General features: G+C 38.9%; 18 protein-coding genes and 1 pseudogene. 16 read left to right on the top strand and 3 right to left on the bottom strand.

Annotation, left to right across the window (positions count from 1 at the left end; translation table 11 throughout):
- Position 1 precedes the first annotated feature (1 nt).
- A complete protein-coding gene (locus J8L71_RS14290; protein ID WP_211001120.1) occupies positions 2 to 2,188 on the bottom strand; it encodes a pre-peptidase C-terminal domain-containing protein in 2,187 nt (728 codons plus the stop codon).
- Positions 2,189 to 2,720: 532 nt separating this feature from the next.
- Between J8L71_RS14290 and J8L71_RS14285 the strand changes: the two genes are divergently transcribed.
- Positions 2,721 to 4,004 carry a sodium:proton antiporter gene (locus tag J8L71_RS14285; protein ID WP_211001119.1) on the top strand — a complete coding sequence of 428 codons (1,284 nt, stop codon included), beginning with the start codon at positions 2,721 to 2,723 and terminating at the stop codon, positions 4,002 to 4,004.
- Between the two features lie 260 nt (positions 4,005 to 4,264).
- The gene (locus J8L71_RS14280) at positions 4,265 to 6,130 is read left to right on the top strand and encodes a cytochrome c/FTR1 family iron permease (RefSeq protein WP_247655313.1); all 1,866 of its coding nucleotides are present in this window, start codon (positions 4,265 to 4,267) and stop codon (positions 6,128 to 6,130) included.
- Positions 6,131 to 6,209: 79 nt separating this feature from the next.
- On the opposite strand, the gene J8L71_RS14275 is transcribed toward J8L71_RS14280, so the two are convergent.
- Positions 6,210 to 6,458, bottom strand: coding sequence for a hypothetical protein (locus J8L71_RS14275; protein WP_211001118.1), 249 nt, complete (start codon positions 6,456 to 6,458; stop codon positions 6,210 to 6,212).
- Positions 6,459 to 6,893: 435 nt separating this feature from the next.
- On the opposite strand from J8L71_RS14275, the gene hisG reads away from it, so the two are divergent.
- The 10 genes from hisG (at position 6,894) to J8L71_RS14225 (ending at position 14,802) form a co-directional block, all read left to right on the top strand.
- Positions 6,894 to 7,793 (top strand): ATP phosphoribosyltransferase, encoded by a 900-nt coding sequence (gene hisG, locus J8L71_RS14270; protein WP_004586378.1) that lies wholly within the window; start codon positions 6,894 to 6,896, stop codon positions 7,791 to 7,793.
- A 5-nt stretch (positions 7,794 to 7,798) separates the two neighbouring features.
- On the top strand, positions 7,799 to 9,100 hold the full coding sequence (hisD, locus tag J8L71_RS14265; protein ID WP_211001117.1) for a histidinol dehydrogenase: 1,302 nt from the start codon (positions 7,799 to 7,801) through the stop codon (positions 9,098 to 9,100).
- The gene (gene hisC, locus J8L71_RS14260; protein WP_211001116.1) at positions 9,090 to 10,199 is read left to right on the top strand and encodes a histidinol-phosphate transaminase; all 1,110 of its coding nucleotides are present in this window, start codon (positions 9,090 to 9,092) and stop codon (positions 10,197 to 10,199) included. The genes hisD and hisC overlap by 11 nt, the downstream gene beginning before the upstream one ends.
- Positions 10,196 to 11,257, top strand: coding sequence for a bifunctional histidinol-phosphatase/imidazoleglycerol-phosphate dehydratase HisB (gene hisB / locus J8L71_RS14255; protein ID WP_058552308.1), 1,062 nt, complete (start codon positions 10,196 to 10,198; stop codon positions 11,255 to 11,257). The genes hisC and hisB overlap by 4 nt, the downstream gene beginning before the upstream one ends.
- Entirely contained in the window at positions 11,254 to 11,844 is a 591-nt protein-coding gene (gene hisH, locus J8L71_RS14250; protein ID WP_211001115.1) for an imidazole glycerol phosphate synthase subunit HisH, read from the top strand. The genes hisB and hisH overlap by 4 nt, the downstream gene beginning before the upstream one ends.
- Positions 11,845 to 11,877: 33 nt before the next feature.
- Positions 11,878 to 12,612, top strand: a complete 735-nt coding sequence (locus tag J8L71_RS14245) for a 1-(5-phosphoribosyl)-5-[(5-phosphoribosylamino)methylideneamino] imidazole-4-carboxamide isomerase (RefSeq protein ID WP_211001114.1) — start codon at positions 11,878 to 11,880, stop codon at positions 12,610 to 12,612.
- Positions 12,594 to 13,373, top strand: a complete 780-nt coding sequence (hisF, locus tag J8L71_RS14240) for an imidazole glycerol phosphate synthase subunit HisF (RefSeq protein WP_211001113.1) — start codon at positions 12,594 to 12,596, stop codon at positions 13,371 to 13,373. Before J8L71_RS14245 ends, hisF begins: the two co-directional genes overlap by 19 nt.
- Complete coding sequence (hisIE, locus tag J8L71_RS14235; protein WP_211001112.1) at positions 13,364 to 13,978, top strand: bifunctional phosphoribosyl-AMP cyclohydrolase/phosphoribosyl-ATP diphosphatase HisIE; 615 nt, start codon at positions 13,364 to 13,366, stop codon at positions 13,976 to 13,978. The genes hisF and hisIE overlap by 10 nt, the downstream gene beginning before the upstream one ends.
- A 108-nt stretch (positions 13,979 to 14,086) precedes the next feature.
- On the top strand, positions 14,087 to 14,614 hold the full coding sequence (locus J8L71_RS14230; protein WP_211001111.1) for a hypothetical protein: 528 nt from the start codon (positions 14,087 to 14,089) through the stop codon (positions 14,612 to 14,614).
- Between the two features lie 2 nt (positions 14,615 to 14,616).
- Entirely contained in the window at positions 14,617 to 14,802 is a 186-nt protein-coding gene (locus J8L71_RS14225; protein ID WP_211001110.1) for a DUF1289 domain-containing protein, read from the top strand.
- A 141-nt stretch (positions 14,803 to 14,943) separates the two neighbouring features.
- Here J8L71_RS14225 and J8L71_RS14220 read toward each other — a convergent pair.
- Positions 14,944 to 15,206, bottom strand: a pseudogene (locus J8L71_RS14220) (PLP-dependent transferase); the annotation flags it as partial.
- 372 nt (positions 15,207 to 15,578) lie between these two features.
- Between J8L71_RS14220 and J8L71_RS14215 the strand changes: the two are divergent.
- From J8L71_RS14215 to J8L71_RS14200, 4 genes are all read left to right on the top strand, one after another.
- Positions 15,579 to 16,385: a hypothetical protein gene (locus J8L71_RS14215; RefSeq protein WP_006791721.1), complete on the top strand. Its 807-nt coding sequence runs from the start codon at positions 15,579 to 15,581 to the stop codon at positions 16,383 to 16,385.
- A 116-nt stretch (positions 16,386 to 16,501) separates the two neighbouring features.
- Complete coding sequence (locus J8L71_RS14210; RefSeq protein WP_211001109.1) at positions 16,502 to 17,395, top strand: DUF2971 domain-containing protein; 894 nt, start codon at positions 16,502 to 16,504, stop codon at positions 17,393 to 17,395.
- A 144-nt stretch (positions 17,396 to 17,539) separates the two neighbouring features.
- On the top strand, positions 17,540 to 17,839 hold the full coding sequence (locus tag J8L71_RS14205; RefSeq protein WP_211001108.1) for a hypothetical protein: 300 nt from the start codon (positions 17,540 to 17,542) through the stop codon (positions 17,837 to 17,839).
- A gap of 111 nt (positions 17,840 to 17,950) precedes the next feature.
- Positions 17,951 to 18,487, top strand: coding sequence for a GNAT family protein (locus J8L71_RS14200; RefSeq protein WP_211001107.1), 537 nt, complete (start codon positions 17,951 to 17,953; stop codon positions 18,485 to 18,487).
- The last annotated feature ends 87 nt before the right edge of the window (positions 18,488 to 18,574 follow it).

The following is an 18,574-nucleotide window of genomic DNA, read 5'->3' as shown; positions in this document are numbered from 1 at the left end:
TTTAATTTGCTGAAATACTAAGCGTTACACCACTTGCAGAACTGTAACCGCGTAAGTCTATATACCAAGTACCTGCTTGTGGAGCATCAAAGGTACAACTTTCACTATTGCCATTTTTATACGGGCGACAAAGATATGTACCCGTACTTGATGCTGATCCATAATTTACGTACAAGTCAGCATCACCACTTCCACCAGATATAGAAACATCAAGTGACGTATAACCTTCATTTAATGTTTGTGTAAACCGTGTCCACGCACCCGCGCCAACACTCACATTAGTTTCTGTCACATTAATAGGGGTAACTTCGCCACTACTACTGCCATCAAAACTCCCCGTTAGAGAAACGCCAGAAATAGCATTCCATGCTTCAACCATTACATAGTAAGTTCCGCTTTGAACATTACTAATTGAACAGCTCTCAGTACTTGATGAAGTGGTACTTTTACAATCAAAGTTATTTAACGTTGGTTTTGCTCCAAATTGTACATAAAGATCAGCATCACCTGATCCACCATTGGTATTAAATACTAAATTACTTGCTCCAGCAGGCACCTCTAACGTAAAAAACAGTTGCTCTTTAGAAGAACCACTTATGCCAGTGCGAGTTACGCCATTAATTAATGCTTCATCGTTAGTTGGGGGAGGTGTTGAGCTACATGTGCTACCTGAACTTAAATTAGAGGTTACTCCCACAGCACTTAGCGCTGCCTGTACATCACTTGGGTCATAGTTTAAATCACATGCTGCATCCATTACGCCATTACCTGCTAAATCCCAATCTGTACTTGCGCTCCAATAAAGCTGATTTGCTCTTGTCATTACGATAAATGCTTTTTTTGTATCCCAACCGGGTGTTGTAGCTAAATTATAAAAAGCTTTATTAAATACACCTGAGCTATTGTGTACATCCATCCCAGAGTAATAGCTCGATTGATTATCTATTGAATTACCATCTTGCGTTGGGTTATTCATGTAGCGAAGCGCACCATTGCCTTTGAATATATCTTGGCCAACTAACCAATCGTTAGTGCCTTTCATATAAAACTCAGCCGCTTCACCCGCCATATCAGAAAAAGCTTCATTTAAACCACCCGATTTGCCACTGTAAATTAAGCCAGAGTTCTGTTCAGTAAAACCATGGCTGACCTCATGAGCCGACACGTCTAAACTAACAAGCGGATAAAACGTGTTTTGGCCATCACCGAAGGTCATGGCGCTGCCATCCCAAAATGCATTTTCATAGTTACTACTGTAGTGAACTCGCATTTTTAACTGAAAGGTAAGGGGTGGCGTACCGATCCAATCGTTATACATATTAAAAATTACATTTCCGAAATAATGCGCATCATTAAGTGGAGAATAAGCACCATTTATTTCTTTAAAAGTATTTTCAGGACACGTAAAAGAATAGGCAGACGTACCACTTGTACCACCGTTGAGATTTATGGTGCGTACATTTGAGTTATTCATCGTACAATTATTGCCTGACTGAGTAACATCTAAACTATCGAAGTCAGTGCCGTATATGTATTTCCCTGTTTTTAAATTTCCGCCAGGACCTGTAGCTTCTGCATGTTGAAGATTGTCAAAGCTTAGCAGTACTTCTCCAGAATTAGCATCAATGATCTGGTAGGGTCTAGAAGGCGTTTTTCCATAGGTGACATACGACACCTCATAAACCAAGTGCGCTTTACTTTGCTGATCGACCCAAATCGCCAATCTAGATTTTTCATTATGTTTTTTTAAACCAATTGTTTTTGCTGCAATACCCACACTTTGACTTTGGAGCATAGCCTGTGTAGCTGATAATTTAGCACCAACATCGCTTATATCACCTTCAATGTCATACACTGCTGCGCCGTGCGCTTTTTTTAGCATGCCGTTTCTAAATGTAAGGCTTACAGTATCCCCTATCACGGGCAATCCTTGATAAGTTTGTTGATACCGGCGAGTCACTTCCCCGTTATTGCTCGTAAACTCTTTTAGTACAACTAATTCGTTCCTTACACTCAACCCAATTAATTCTTGAGGACTTGTAGATAGTAGTGATACAGAATTAGATTGCACCATAGTATTTATAGCCGCTTGTTGATTTAAGTATTTCTTATTCGCAGCTACTGCATCTGTTGCTTGAACAAAAGTTAAAGCAGCAAAAGTTGCTAATGTGATTTTTGATAAATTCACGTTTACGCTCCGTTAAAATATTTAGTTTGTAGTGGAATTGTATTAACCGGAACTACCTGTACCCGATTAGGGATCAAGCATATGTTACAAATTTAAGTTTTAAAAATTAAACATTTAATTTACAAGTAAAGTATTAGTTTAAAATTTAACCTATTTAATTACAGTCAGTTAATGATTTAGTGAAAAACAATCAAAAACTCAATTTAACATTTTGTAAACATATATTTACTTAAAATTACATTGATTGATATTTTAAAGAAGGCGTAGAAAAAAATTGAAGAAGATAAAAACGGTTAATTAGAGCAATGTTTAATGTTGGTTTAGTCAACTACCTTCACCAAGTAACCCAGTATTAAAAAATGCATTACAACACGTAACAACAGAAATTATACATTAACTAAATGTCCTACAGGACATAATAAATATAGCTAATCAAACCATAAAGGCTGTGACACAGGTAAAGCACAGAGGTACCATACGCGGGTTTAAAATTTCCTTTTTTTCTATCGTAAATAAATAGTAAGGTTAGCCAATGAATGCTTGGTATCTCATTTGTTTTCTCTCTGCCATTGCAATTTTTATTGCTTTTGCAAACCAATATATCCTCAAAATGCAAACTACTATTGCCATTACAACTGGCTCAGTCGTTATTTCTTTATTATTGATTGTTGCCGTTAAATTATTAGGTGATCAAAATGCCTTAGCCATGACCCAAATCGTCTCTAGCATCAATTTTAATGAATTATTACTCAAAGGTATGCTCGGATTTTTACTTTATGCTGGCGCACTGGAAATTAACCTTATGGCGCTTCGTAAGCAGCGCTGGGAAATAACCGCATTAGTGCTATTTTCTACTATTGCTTCAACTTTTATAGTGGGTTATCTAAGTTTTTATCTGTTCGCATTATTTGGCTTTGAAGTACCATTTATATACTGTTTATTGTTTGGCGCACTTATTAGCCCAACCGACCCTATCGCTGTACTTGCTATTATTAAACAAATGCGCGCACCAGAGGGTATATCGGTGCAAGTTGAAGGCGAGTCTTTGTTTAATGATGGTATTGGTCTGGTAATATTTACAACTATTTTCTCGGTTGCTTTTTATGGCACGGATGCACAATTTGGCGATATAGCAGAGCTCTTTTTTATAGATGCTCTAGGCGGTATAGCCTTTGGTTTAGCTATTGCTTTAGTGGGTCACTTTTTAATTATTAACAGTCGCGATGTAAATATTCGTTTATTGATAACGTTAACTATTCCTACTGCAGGTTTTGCTGCTGCAAATATTTGGGAGATTTCGGGTGCACTTGCTATGGTAACAAGCGGCATATTGATGGGTAATATTACCCGCACTAAAGCAACAGAGCGCACAGGCCCAGAAGATACCCGTTACGTAAAAGATTTTTGGCATGCAACCGACAGCTTTCTAAACGCACTTTTATTTTTAATAATTGGCATGTTAATAGTTACAATGCCAATCACGCTTGGTGAAATTGGTTTAGGTTTATTAATGGTACCTGCTGTATTACTTGCTCGCTTTATAAGTGTGGGAACCCCATTTATATTTTTCAAACGATTTAGAACCTACGATAAACACAGCGTAAAAATATTGACGTGGGGCGGCCTTCGTGGAGGGTTAGCACTTGCAATGGCAGCAGCAATTCCTCGCGAACAAGTGTTTATTGGTGGCTCAGACTTACATAATCTACTTGTTATTGTTACCTACGTTGTCGTTATATTCTCTATTATTGTGCAAGGTTTAACTATTTCACCGCTTATTCAAAGTAGTATTAAATCGGCTGACCAAACTAAATAACACTAATTTTAAATAACAGCGAATAAAGCTTTTGTATCTTTATTCGCTGTTATTTAAGTGTTGCAAAAGCGCTTAAAACTTTTACTAATTGTTATACTTTTAACCAATAGCCTTGCTTTAGTTTAATCCGCTTGAAATGCAAATGAAAACGATTATAATTTTTGACTTTTCCTCTTCAGGGCTTTCCGATGTCCATAAATAATTCTCACGTATTTTTTAAATTAATGTCGTTAAGTAAAAGACAGTTTAATTTTATTCTCATGCTTTTAGTCATAACAGTTTTAAGCTTCAGTGCTTCGGCTTCAGAAAGTGAACAAACAAAAATTAAGCAAATTGCTCAACTTGCTGAATATGTAGGGGTAGATTACGTTGCCGCTGTAGGTAATGGAGAAATACTGGATTCTGATGAATACCAAGAAATGAGCGAGTTTTCACACGTTATTCTTGAGCAAGCAAATCAGCTTTCAAGTCAAACAACTAAATTTGATACCGTAAAAACTCACGCAAAGGCGCTGCATACAGCGATTTCTAACAAAGAGAGTGTAGAAAAAGTACGAAAAGAAAGTTCTGCACTTCGCGAATCACTACTTACTTTTATGCCTCAGTTATCTTTACCAACAACACTTCTGCCAATCGAGCAAACTAAAGCACTCTTTGCTGCTAATTGTTCTATGTGCCACGGCGCAAGTGGGCAAGGTAACGGGCCGCTTGCTAAAAACCTAACACCAGAGCCAACCAATTTTACTGACAAAGAGCGCGCAACCAATCGTTCGCTAATGGGCTTATATGATGCTGTTACAAATGGTATTAACGATACACCCATGGTTGCTTTTACGCAGTTTAATGCGCAGCAGCGTTGGTCACTCGCCTTTTATGTAGGGAGCTTGGCATTTAAAGATGTACAAAAACCCGAAGGGACTTTTGAAAGTGTTACCGCTTCGCAAATTGTAAACCTAAACCCAGCGCAGCTTTCTGCTGGGCAAAGTGATTTACAGGCGCATTATGTAAAATGGTTACGCGCTAATCCAGCGCAATTATTTACCACTAAAAAGAACCCAATAACTATAACCCGTACACAATTACTTGCAGCTCAGACAGCGCATGCTAAAGGCAATTACTCTCAGGCGAGTGATTTAGCAATTAGCGCCTACCTAGATGGCTTTGAGCTTGTTGAAAATAACTTAAATGCTTACGACGAAACTTTGCGTAAAAACATCGAAGTACAACTGATGAACCTGCGTCAAACCTTCAAAAATGAGAAAGATGCTGCCATCGTTGACGAAAAAGTAAGTGCAGCGCTAACTCAACTTGCTAAAGCAGATAGCTTGCTAAACGAGACCAAGTTAACTGATGGTGCACTCCTCTCAGCAAGTTTAGTTATATTGCTACGCGAAGGCTTAGAAGCATTATTAGTTGTTATTGCGCTCATGACTGTGCTTATAAAAACGCACCGCCAAGATGCGCTTAAATACGTTCATATTGGCTGGGTTATGGCACTCATTGCAGGCGGCTTAACATGGGCAGCAGCGCAAACATTAATACAAATAAGTGGTGCAAGCCGCGAAGTTATGGAAGGTGCAGGCGCCCTATTTGCAGCTATTATTTTGCTATACGTTGGCGTATGGATGCACAGTAAAACCAGTGCACAACAATGGAAAAAATACATAAAAGACAATATTGATAAGCGTCTTGAGTCGGGTACATTATGGGGATTAGCGGGGCTTTCTTTTATTGCTGTATACCGTGAAGTTTTCGAAACGGTATTATTTTATCAGTCGTTATTAACGCAAAGCTCACAAACGCAGTATTCATCGGTGGCTATTGGATTTGCACTAGGTGTGGCTTTATTAGCACTTATTGCATGGGTGTTAGTCAAATATTCGATTAAGTTACCTATTGCAAAGTTTTTTGCCTATACAACGTACTTATTATTTGCACTTGCCTTTGTATTAATGGGTAAAGCTGTCATTGCACTACAAGAGGCTGATATAGTTGCTATAAGTTCAATGCCGATAAACTTTGATATTGCACTACTTGGTTTAAAATCTACGTGGCAAGGCTTTATAGCGCAAATTGCTGTTGTAGCCATATTTAGTTTTTATATTTTTAAAGCAAAAAAGCACTAATAAGTAGATAAGGCGTAAAGAACAACACGCCCATAATAGTAAAAAGTCATTCGTGGCTTTTTACTATTATTCATTCAGATCATGCCCACGTATCTAAATGTTTATTCCCTTTATTATCTACGGTAATCGCTTTTTCATTATCGGTGTTTGCGCTTTTGTTGCCCTGAGCTGTTTCTAATCGTTTTTTATTTAGCGGTTGTTTTTTTTCATTTTCCAGCTTAATTTTTTGTGTTTGAGGCGTATTTTGTACACCTGCAATGTGAAAAGCGCCTTTTGGCTCGAGTTCGAGTCGTGATATTTTCCCTAAAAAAGGGAACATTATGTCCATACATTTCTCCCCAACGTTAATTTACTAAATTAGATAAAACGACCAACAAGGCCTGGTTTGTCTACATTTTAAACATTAAAACAGCAAAAAATGAGGTTTTGCTTTCAATATTATCGACTGTTATAAGATATGCTTTAATTAGGTAAAAAAAAACTTGCCTTAGCAAGGCAGTTTATGTTTTTATGAATGCGAAATTTATTGAAACAGATTAAAGCTTAATGCTCACTAAACAGCGTTAAGCAAAATAGGATATAAAAATGCGCTTAAACCTGACAACAGTACATCATCACCACCATTCACCGGAATAACCTGTCAGGTCTTTCGCTGAGAGGTTATTCCTAAAAGGAACCTCTGGCGATTCAAAACACATTGATTCATTTTCGCCCTGAGGTTCCCCTCGGGGTTTTTAGTTTTTAAATTAAAGGAAAATGAATAATGAGTAACACAAATCGTCTACGTATCGCCATCCAAAAAGGCGGTCGCCTGTCTAAAGATTGTCAAGATTTACTAAAGCAACTAGGTGTTAAATTAAACCTACGTGAGCAACGCTTAATTGCACACTCAACTAATATGCCAATTGACGTACTACGTGTGCGCGATGACGATATTCCGGGCTTAGTAATGGACGGTGTATGTGATTTAGGTATTGTTGGCGAAAACGTGCTTGTAGAAGTACAAGCAGAACGTGAACGCCAAGGTGTACCAAGCGAAGTTAGCAAACTTGCTAAACTAGACTTTGGTTACTGTCGCCTTGCACTTGCATGGCCACAAGAGCTTGGCCCTCGTGATAAGAGCTGGTTTGAAGGCAAACGTATTGCTACAACCTACCCAGAAATTTTAACGCAGTGGTTAAAGCGCGAAGGCATTAATGCAAGTACTGTAATGCTAACAGGGTCAGTAGAAGTTGCCCCTCGTGCAGGTCTTTCTGATGCAATTTGTGATTTAGTTTCAACCGGTGCAACACTTGAAGCGAACGGCTTAATTCAAGGTGATACAATTTTAGAATCAAACGCCTGTTTAATTCAAAATAAAGACCTTCAAGATGAAGACAAACTCGCGCTAATCAATAAGCTTATGCCGCGCCTTCGTGGTGTTAAACAAGCAAAAGAAAGCAAATACATTATGCTACACGCGCCAAAAACTAAACTTGATGAAATTTGCGAAATTTTACCAGGCTCAGGCCAACCTACTCTACTAGCTCTTGCTGGTAATGAAGAGTACGTAGCGCTTCACATGGTAAGCAGCGAAACATTATTTTGGGAAACAATGGAGCAGCTTAAAGCCCTAGGCGCTAACTCTATTTTAGTAATGCCAATTGAAAAAATGATGGAGTAAGTACCATGCTTCGTTGGAATGAGGAATCTTCACAAGTACAAGCAGCGGCGCTAATGCGCCCTGCGGTTTCTGCCAGCGCAAAGGTTGAAGCAATATGCCAAACAATTATGAGCGATGTTAAAGAGCAAGGCGATAAAGCCTTACTTGATATGGCTAAAAAGTTTGATAATAGAGCGAACCCTCGTTTACGTGTACCGCTTGATGAAATAAACGCATCAGAGCAGGCACTAAGCGCAGAGCTTAAATACGCAATTGACACCGCTTATGCAAACGTTAAACGTTTTCACGAAGCGCAATTGCCTAAAGATATTAAGTTATCAACCCAACCTGGCGTTGTATGTGAACTGAAATATCAGGCCATCGAAGCTGTGGGCATTTATGTACCCGGTGGCAGTGCTCCACTGCCATCATCGGTTATTATGCAAGGTGTACTTGCGCAATTAAGTGGTGCTAAAACCGTCGTACTTGCAACCCCTGTTCAAGGTAATGAACGTATTAACCCTGCCATTTTATATGCTGCAAAACTGTGTGGTATTACAACTTTAATTGAAAGTGGTGGCGCAGGCGCAATAGCCGCAATGGCCTATGGCACCGAATCAGTGCCTAAAGTGAACAAAATTTTTGGCCCTGGTAATAGCTTTGTAACGATGGCAAAACAGCTTGTTGCGCAAACAATTCCTGGTATGGCAATCGATATGCCAGCAGGCCCGTCTGAAGTACTAGTTATTGCAGATGAGCGTGCAAACCCAGAATTTATAGCAGCAGATTTACTCTCGCAAGCTGAGCACGGCGGCGACTCACAAGTTATTTTATTGTGTAACAGCGAAAGTATCATTGAGCAAACGCAGCAGGCGCTTACACGCCAACTTGCAAACTTAAGCCGCAAAGAGACAGCCGAGCAAGCACTGGCTAATTCATCACTTATTTTAGTGGACTCTGTTGAGCAAGCATTTGACGTATCAGCGCAATATGGCCCTGAGCACTTAATTTTACAATTAGGCGATGCAACACCTTTCCTAGATAAAGTAAAAAATGCAGGCTCGGTATTTGTTGGCGACTACACGCCAGAGTCCGCGGGCGATTATGCATCGGGTACTAACCACGTGTTACCAACATATGGTTACAGTGCAACTTACTCGAGTTTAAACTTGCTTGATTTTTTCCGCACTTACACTGTACAAACTATTAGTAAAAGTGGCTTAACGCAGCTTTCAAAAGCTATTTTACCACTGGCAGATGCAGAAGGCCTTGATGCACACGCAAATGCGGTTTCAATTCGTTTAGAGGCAATTAAAAATGAGCAATGAGAGCGCACAAGCGACAAGCTTATTACCACAAAATATTGCAGCCCTTGCTGCCTATAGCTCTGCTAAAAGTGAAAAGCTAACCGGTACAACGTGGTTAAACGCCAACGAAAGCCCTTATGCTAAAAACCTTGAACTGAGTATTGAAGATTTAAATCGCTACCCAGATCCACAGCCGCAACTGGTAATTGACCGCTACGCTGCTTATACAGAGCTTGAAAGCGAAAACGTATTAATGACGCGCGGCGCCGATGAAGGCATTGAGCTTTTAGTACGTACTTATTGCGAACCTGCAAAAGACAGCATTGCGTTATTTTTGCCAACATACGGTATGTACAAAGTAACGGCTGATACTCATAACGTTGCAATCAATGGCTTAACCCAAGCGCTATTACTTGATGGCAGTGTAGATGAAATAGTAAAGGCAGTGGGCAGCTCAAAATTGGTGTTTATTTGTAATCCAAATAACCCAACCGGTAGCCTAACACCGCTTAATAAAATAAAAGCAATTGCTACAGCGCTTGCGGGTAAAGCACTGGTAATTGTTGATGAAGCCTATATAGAATTTTGCCCAGAGCAAAGCGCCACAGCACTTATAAATGAATTTAGTAATGTAGTGGTACTGCGCACATTATCTAAAGCGTTTGCACTTGCAGGCCTAAGAACTGGTTTTACACTTGCACAAGAAAGTGTACTGGAGCCAATTCGCAAAGTAATTGCGCCGTATCCGGTATCGGGTGTGGTGGCAAGTATTGCAGCGCAAGCAATTGCACCTGATGCAATTACATCGATGCGCCGCCAAGTGACTATTTTAAATAGCTTAAAAGCTAAACTTGTACAGTGGTTAAACGCCTCTCCCGCTGCATTAAAAATTCTCACTGGTGAAGGTAACTTTGTTACCTTAAAATTAGCCAACAAAAATTACTTTAAAGTAGCACTTGAGCAAGGTTTAGTAATGCGCGCGTTTACCCTATACGGTGAAGACGATTGGCTACGAATTTCAATTGGTAGTGAACAAGAGCTCGAACAAGTAAAAATTTGGTTAGATGGCTTACAAACGCCAGCTACCACAGCACCATTAGCAGGAAACGAAGTATCATGAGTAACCCCTATTTATTTATTGACCGCGACGGCACCATAATTGAAGAGCCAGTTACCGACAAACAGGTAGATAGCCTAGAAAAACTTGCCTTTTTACCAGGTGTTATCCCGGCTTTATTACAATTACAAGCCGCCGGTTACCGTTTAGTGATGGTATCGAATCAAGATGGCTTAGGCACAGACAGTTTTCCGACTGCGGACTTTGATATAGCACAAGATAAAATGATGGACATAATGCAAAGCCAAGGCATTAGCTTTGACGAGGTATTAATTTGTCCACACTTTGACGAGCAAAACTGTGATTGCCGTAAACCTAAAACAGGTTTATTAACTGAGCTTATGCGCTCTGGCAAAGTTGATTTAGCACGTTCATATGTGATTGGCGATCGCCAAACAGATATTGGCCTTGCACAAAATTTATGTTGTGAAGGCATTTTGTACGATGGCAGCTGGCCTGCCATCGTTACCAAGCTAACCACAGCTAACCGTGAAGGTCGTGTTACGCGTAACACCAAAGAAACCCAAATTGATGTAGCCATAAATCTAGATCAAACTAAAAACGGTAGCATAGATACAGGCCTTGGCTTTTTTGACCACATGCTTGATCAAATTCGCACCCACGCCAACATTGGTTTAAACATTAAAGCGAAAGGCGATTTACACATAGACGAGCACCACCTTGTTGAAGACATTGGTATTGCCCTAGGTGTTGCACTTAAACAAGCGCTTGGTACTAAATCGCAAATTGCACGCTATGGTTTTGCACTGCCAATGGATGAATGTAAAGCAGAGGCACAAATTGATTTATCGGGTCGCGCTTCGTTTGTATTAAACGCTAACTTTAGCCGCGAAAAAGCAGGCGACTTAGACGTGCAAATGGTTGAGCACTTTTTTAAAAGCTTAAGCGACAATGCTGCTATTAGCCTTATTTTATCGGTAAGCGACGGTAACTGTCATCACCAAGTAGAAGGCTTATTTAAAGCGTTTTCACGCGCCCTTCGCATGGCAGTAGCACAAGACACGACCCAACAAACAGCCAGCTCTAAGGGATGTTTATGATTGCTATCATTAATACCGGTTGTGCCAATATAAATTCAGTACGCTTTGCGTTTGAACGCTTAGGGCAAACGCCAACAGTAATTACCTCGCCAGATCAGTTAAAAGGCTTTGAGCGCGCTATATTGCCAGGTGTTGGTCATGCATCGGTTGCCATGAAACGCCTAGTCGATAACGGCTGGCAACAAGCTATAAACGAATACCAGCGCCCGCTTATGGGTATTTGTTTAGGTATGCAGTTACTGTGCGAAAGCACCGAAGAAGGTAACGTACAGTGCTTAGGTAAAATCCCAGGCCAAGTAAAAGCCCTTGATGTTGGCAGTCTAACGTCACCACATATGGGTTGGAATAACTTAAGCGTAAATAAAGAGCATGCACTTACTAAAGGTTTATCACAAGACGAACAAGTGTACTTTGTACATAGCTTTGCTCACACCGTAAACGATGCAACACTTGTAAGCGGCGAATACGGCCAAACCTTTTCAGCCATTGTTGCTAAAGACAATTACGCTGGCATGCAATTTCACCCAGAGCGCAGTGCAAAAGTAGGCACACGTTTATTACAAAATTTTGTTGATTGGCAGCTATAAACTGCCCATTAACCAACAATGAAGAGATTATTTGTGATTATTCCAGCATTAGACGTATTACAAAATCAAATTGTTCGTTTATACCAAGGTAAATACGACACAGCTCAGTTTTACCCTTTTGAGCTTGGTGCCCGTTTAAAAGAATATGCCGACAGCGGCGCAGGTAAACTACACCTTGTAGATTTAGAAGGCGCACGCGATCCAAGTAAAAAACAATGGAAACATATTCAAGCTGCAACCAAAGCGCTTAACGTACCGTATCAAGTGGGCGGCGGTATTCGCTCAGAGCAAGATGTAAGCGATTGGCTAAAAGCCGGTGCAAACCAAGTTGTTATTGGTTCAATGGCAGTAGAAAAACGCGAACAAGTAAAAGCCTGGATTGAGCAATTTGGCGCAGAGCACTTTGTAATTGCCCTTGATGTAAATAAAACAGCCACTGGCTGGGCACCTGCTACGCACGGTTGGTTGAGCGAGTCTGAGTTTGGTTTACTTGAGCTTGTTGATTTTTATGTAAGCTTAGGTGTTATTGATTTTTTATGTACGGACATCAGTAAGGATGGCACCATGACAGGTCCATCATTTGAATTATATGAAGATTTAACTCGTCACAACAGCACCATTAAAGTGCAAGCCTCAGGTGGCGTAAGTTCACTTGATGATATTAAAAAACTTAAAGAGCTTGGCGTAGGCGGTGTTATTTTAGGTAAGTCACTACTTGATGACGCATTTAGCGTTGAGGAGGCGTTGGCATGTTATCAAAACGCATAATTCCGTGTTTAGATGTTAAAGACGGCCAAGTAGTAAAAGGCGTTAAGTTTAAAGGCCATGAAGTTGTTGGTGATATTTTAACAATGGCAAAAGCATACAGCGATGCTGGTGCCGATGAACTGGTTTTTTATGAGATCAGCGCAAGTGTTGAAAAACGCTTACTTGATGTAAACTGGGTAGAGAGCATTGCCCGCCATATTGATATTCCATTTTGTGTGGCAGGTGGTATTAAATCGGTAGCTGATGCAGCCCGTGTTTTAGAGCGCGGCGCCGATAAAATAAGTATTAACAGCCCTGCTATTGCACGCCCTGAACTTATAAAAGAGCTACACGATGAATTTGGTAAGCAATGTGTTGTTGTAGGTATTGATAGTTTTTACGATGAAGTAACCGGCGAATACTTAGTGTATCAATTAACCGGCGATCCTAACGCATCAAGCCGCACACGTTATAAAACCGAGGAATGGGTTAAACGCGTTCAAGACTTAGGCGCAGGCGAAATTGTTTTAAACTGTATGAACCAAGACGGTGTACGTAATGGTTACGACAACGAGCAGCTAAGTAAAATGCGCGCATTATGTAATATCCCTTTAATCGCATCAGGCGGTGCAGGCAGCATGCAAGACTTTGTAGACGTATTTAAACAAAGCGAAGTAGATGGCGCATTAGCAGCCAGTGTTTTTCATAAAAATGTGATAAACATTAGCGAACTAAAACAATTTTTAACAGATAACCAAGTGGCTGCAAGATTATGCAATTAACACAACAAAACCAAACCCAAGTTGATTTTGCTAAAAGCGAAATGATCCCTGCTATTGTTCAAGATGCCCGCTCTGGCGTTATTTTAATGCAAGGCTTTATGAACAGCGAAGCACTAAAGGTAACGCTTGAAAGTAACAAGGTGACCTTTTATTCGCGCTCTAAATCGCGCTTATGGACTAAAGGCGAATCATCAAAAAACTACTTAAACGTGGTATCGGTTCATACCGATTGTGACTACGACTCAATTTTAGTACTTGCTAACCCAGAAGGCCCAACGTGCCACTTAGGCACACAAAGCTGTTTTGGTGATGATGCAAAACCTAGCCTGAGCTTTTTAGCACAATTAGAAGATGTGATTGTTGAGCGTAAAAACGAAGACCCATCAAAAAGCTACACCGCTTCTTTGTTTGCTAAAGACTTAAGCCGTAGTTGTCAAAAAGTAGGTGAAGAAGGCGTAGAAGTGGCACTTGCCGCTATGAAACACGATAACGATGAGCTAACTAATGAGTCAGCTGATTTAATTTATCACCTTACAGTATTACTACAACGCCAAGGCTTAGGCTTAGAAGACGTAGTTAAATGCCTGCAAGGTCGCCATAAATAGCATTAGTTGCGACTAACAAAGAGGCTCATATTTATATGGGCCTTTTTATTTTTACAGTAAATCACGTGTGATATAGTGCGTGGCTAAATTAATCGGTTACTGTGAACTATGAAAAACTATAATATTCTTCTTATTGTGTTTATTTTAGCGGGCTGTACCAGCAAAACTAATCAGACTACAGCAATCATGACTACAACGAATCAGTCTGTAAAAACCTCAGTAATACCCGATGAATGCAGCACCATTAATAACCTAATAAATGGTTATGAGTCTGGTTTTAATTCAATAAAAACAGATAAAGTAAATAACCAGTTTACTAACCAATGGCGCACGAATACTCATATGATTGGAGCAAACTGCACAGTTACTTTAAATAAGTCAGAGCAAGTAAGCTACCAATGCCAAACACCTGTTAAAACACAAACGCAAACAATAAAGTCTCATCAAAAAATTGCTAAGCAATTACGCCAATGCTTAACCAAAACAGGTTGGCTTGAAAGCCAAAAAGAAACAGCAAGTTCAATTTACAGCACCTTTGTACTTGATACTAAAACCCCTGTTATTACACTTTCTACAATTCAAGAAGGCAACGGGTTTTCTACTCGCTTTGAAATTGCACCACCGTTAGGACTTTAACAATGCGCAAATCAAATCAAAACAAAAAACCATCTAAATTAAAAACCGACTGTTTAGGCATATGTGAACGCCGCAGTGGTTTTTGTACTGGTTGCGGACGTACTAACGAAGAAATTTTTGATTGGATAATATTATCTGAAGATGAAAAAAAAGCGATTTTAGAAATGCCAAGAGCTGATTTAAAATAACCATTAGTTAGAAGCTCGAAAATTCGAGCCCAAATATTGTGTATATTTATAGTAGCTTTAGTAACTGCGAGCTTGGTACATCGGTACGCGCTAATAATGCTGGCGTTACTGCAATTTTGCTTTTTAACTTATCCATTTTTCATACGTAATAGCAGCCATCCCAGAGGCCACGGCTAGCCCACCAATACCCCCTTCCATTGCAGCAATACGTTGTTCAAGTACGGCATTAGTTGGGTTCATTATGGGGTGTAAATATTTCCAGGTACTTTTATATCGAATAAATCAGCACCATGCTGCGTGTTATCAAATGTATAAGAAGAAGTATTGTAAATAGGCACGGCTGCCGATTTGGTCGTAGGCTCAGATTCGTAACCGTGGTGCAGTGCTAATGGCTCTAATATCATAATTATTCCCTTCAATTAATTTACCACTAAGCTAGCACTTCTTGGTTATAAAATTCACATGAAATATATTAAAGGATATCGAGGTGATTTGATTTAAGTTAAAGGCAGGTAAGAGCGATAACCAGTCATTGAGATTGGCTAAATATAGATGTTAATTGATTGGTAAACTGCTCTTTGCGCATATATTCATGAAAATGAGCGCTGCGCGCAAATTGGATTATTTAACTTTACCTAAAAACTTTAGAAAACTTAGCTATAGTAATACCTTAGGTAATTTGTTAAAACTATATAAAGTAGATAAATGAGCGTTAAGTCGGCAGAAATATGCGCGATGAGCGCACTATTAAATTGTTAGTTTCCTGTCGAGGTTTCGTGAAAAAATTTGCTCTTGCTATATCAATTTTGGCCTTAGTTGTTTTCTATTTTATTCCAAAAGAACATAGTGAAATTGAAAAGTTTAGAGATAAAAATGATAGTGAAAACGCTGTTTCTAAAGACTTAAAGCGCAAAGAAAAATCAACGATTGAAACTGATATAGGTGTTAGTGAACTTGCATCCGCAGAAGAATACTTATTTGAAGCAAAAGAAATACGTCGTTGCAGCGCAATACCCAAAACTCAAGATGAACTTGATAAATGGATGAGCAAAGTAAATGAGGTGGGTGAGCCCTACGAGTATATCGAAGAGGTTTTGTCTCGTTTTGAGCGCTGTTCACAATTTAATTTTATATCTGATGATTTTGTTGAATTACTTTTTAAAGCAATTGAATTAGGTTCCGATAATGCCGTAGCAGAGTTATGGGCTGTTTCGGATAGAGAATATTTTCAAAGTAAAGGCTTAGATGAATTAAGCAGAGAAGACACAATAAAGCAAAGAGTTAAATTTAATAAATTGAAATACCGCCTTTCCGAAAGTGTTGCTTTGACTGGTGGAGAGCAGTCAATATTAAGGCTGGTAAAAGAGTATCAAAATTACGATCCTGACACTGGAAACCCAAACTATTTAAAAGTCATAGCATATGCAGACTTTGGGTTAAAAATAGTAGAGGATAACGATATTTACTTGAAATTAGATTTTATCAAGCATCGTATTAATCAAAATATGGAATTTCAAGATATTGAACAGGCGCAAATGCTAACTGAAAAGTTGTTGAATAAGTTTGGTGAAAATGGAAACTAACAAATCACTTAAAAGGACAAATAGCAGTTGGCTGTTTGCTCCTTCGTCGCCTATTTTAGCCAACAATTATTTGCCTCTTAGTGAGGCGTTAGCAAGCTCGCAGTATCGGAGGTTTAATGAGTCTATATAAATATATTTCTGTAGATACACTTTTTAAAATCTTAGAAGGCAACATTAGACTTACACAGCCTAGTGCTTTTAACGATCCATTTGAGCTATTGTCTGAAATAAATATCCCTGAAGGTTTAGAGAAACAAGATTTGGATATGCGATTCGACTTAATGAGTCCCGCACGTGTTCCTCCTGTAGGAGAGCTACCTTATGATTTTAAATCTCCTACTTGTAACGATGATACTGCAAGAACTATTAGGAGTGATTTAGATAACTCAATTGGAATCTTATGTTTAACTAAAAATCCAAATTCGGTTCTTATGTGGTCACATTATGCAGAAGAATATGCAGGAGTCATGATTGAATTCGATAGAGATCATGAATTTTTCGAAGGTCTATTTGAAATTGATTACAGAAAAAATAGAGCAATAAAAGATTATTCTTTTTTTGCTGATTCTGAGGAGCCAATAAGGCTTTCAGAATTATGTATTAAACCGAAAGACTGGGAATATGAACAAGAAGTAAGAATAGCACGACCACTTGTTAATTGCGTTATGGTCAATGCAAAGCCTAAATATCCAATATATGTTATGGATCTTCCAAGTGAATGTATAAAATCAATTACATTCGGTGAAAGAACATCTATTGAAAACCAAATTAGTATTTTTAATAAAGTTAAAAATACTAATATTTCATTATCGCTTTCTGCTATATCCAACTGGGGGTTTAACTTTAGGCTTGAGCTAATAAAATATAATGTTCCAATATCAGAAATGAGCCCTGTTATAAGTCCCAGAACAGCACATATTTTTAAAGATCTTCCTGGTCAGTTTGGTGAAATTGCTAGGTGGCAAATCAAGAACAATAAATTTTCAAAATTAGTTAATAAAACGGTGTAGCTTGCTAACAAGCGCATTAAATCTGACGTCACACATTGTCCGATTTTTTGCTTAAAAGAAAAAGGCGCAAAAAAGCGTCCAACATGCTCCGTAGCTTATGCGGGCGTTAGTTGTTAAAGGCATATTATGAAATTGGTTCTTTTATTGAGTCTACTCAGTCTAAATGTACTCGCTAAAGAGTTACTTTATAAAAAGGCCGATTTAGATAATTTTATTGAGTTCGCCACGGGAGATGATGTTGGGTATCTAGGTGAAAAAATTGATAATCAGACATGGCGAGTAAAATATGTTGGAATGGACAACACTTCATTTGATGAACTAAATGCCCTCATTTTAAAACGAATAAGCGAATTATGTACCAATGGTTTTGCGGTTATGGATAGTATGGAGAATGCGTCAATTGTAGCTCACCGTAAACCAGTAAAAAAAGGTATATTGAGGTAAAAGTTAAGTGCAGTATTTGAGTACCACAACTAACAAATGCATGAAGACGGATTTGTCAGAAAAGCGCTGCCAAACCGCTTATGCAAGTTGTTATATAGCAAAGGAAAGCCTGTGCAAATTGAAACCCAAAGGCTCATTTTAAAGCCAATTTGTAAAGATGACAGGGAGCTTTTTGAGCAGCTTCATCAATCAAGCGATGTACTCAAGTATGTCAGTGATCCATTTACCGAATCTGATATAAATGAACGTTTTAATTGTCGCTTAGGCGAATGGAAAAAAACTTCTAATCATTGGTTAACTTTAACAATCATTGAAAAAGCAACTGGGATTAAAATAGGCGTAACTGGTTTTTATCCCGAATGGGAGCCATATCAACAAGCTGAACTTGGCTTTTTACTAAGTCCTGAGTTTCAGGGCAAAGGGTATGGTAAAGAGTCAACTATTGCCGTTATTGAATATGCCTTTAATCAATGTAATTTCCATAAAGTGATCGCAACTGTCACTGAAGGCAATTCCCCATCATTTAATTTACTAAAAGCGTTGGGTTTTACTCATGAAGGTACAATTCGAGATAACTTTAAATTAGGTGGTCGTTGGTGTAATGATTTAAAGTTAGGGTTACTTAATCATGAGTACAATGCTATATAACAAGCTGTTTAACAAGGACAAAATACAGTTGGCTTTTGCTCCTTCGTCGCTTATTCTAGCCAACTATTTTTTGCCTGTTAACAGGGC

Source organism: Pseudoalteromonas sp. MMG007 (assembly GCF_018100985.1).
Classification (GTDB): domain Bacteria; phylum Pseudomonadota; class Gammaproteobacteria; order Enterobacterales; family Alteromonadaceae; genus Pseudoalteromonas.
Note: the sequence above shows the minus strand (reverse complement) of the source record. Positions and strands in the feature narration are given on the sequence as shown.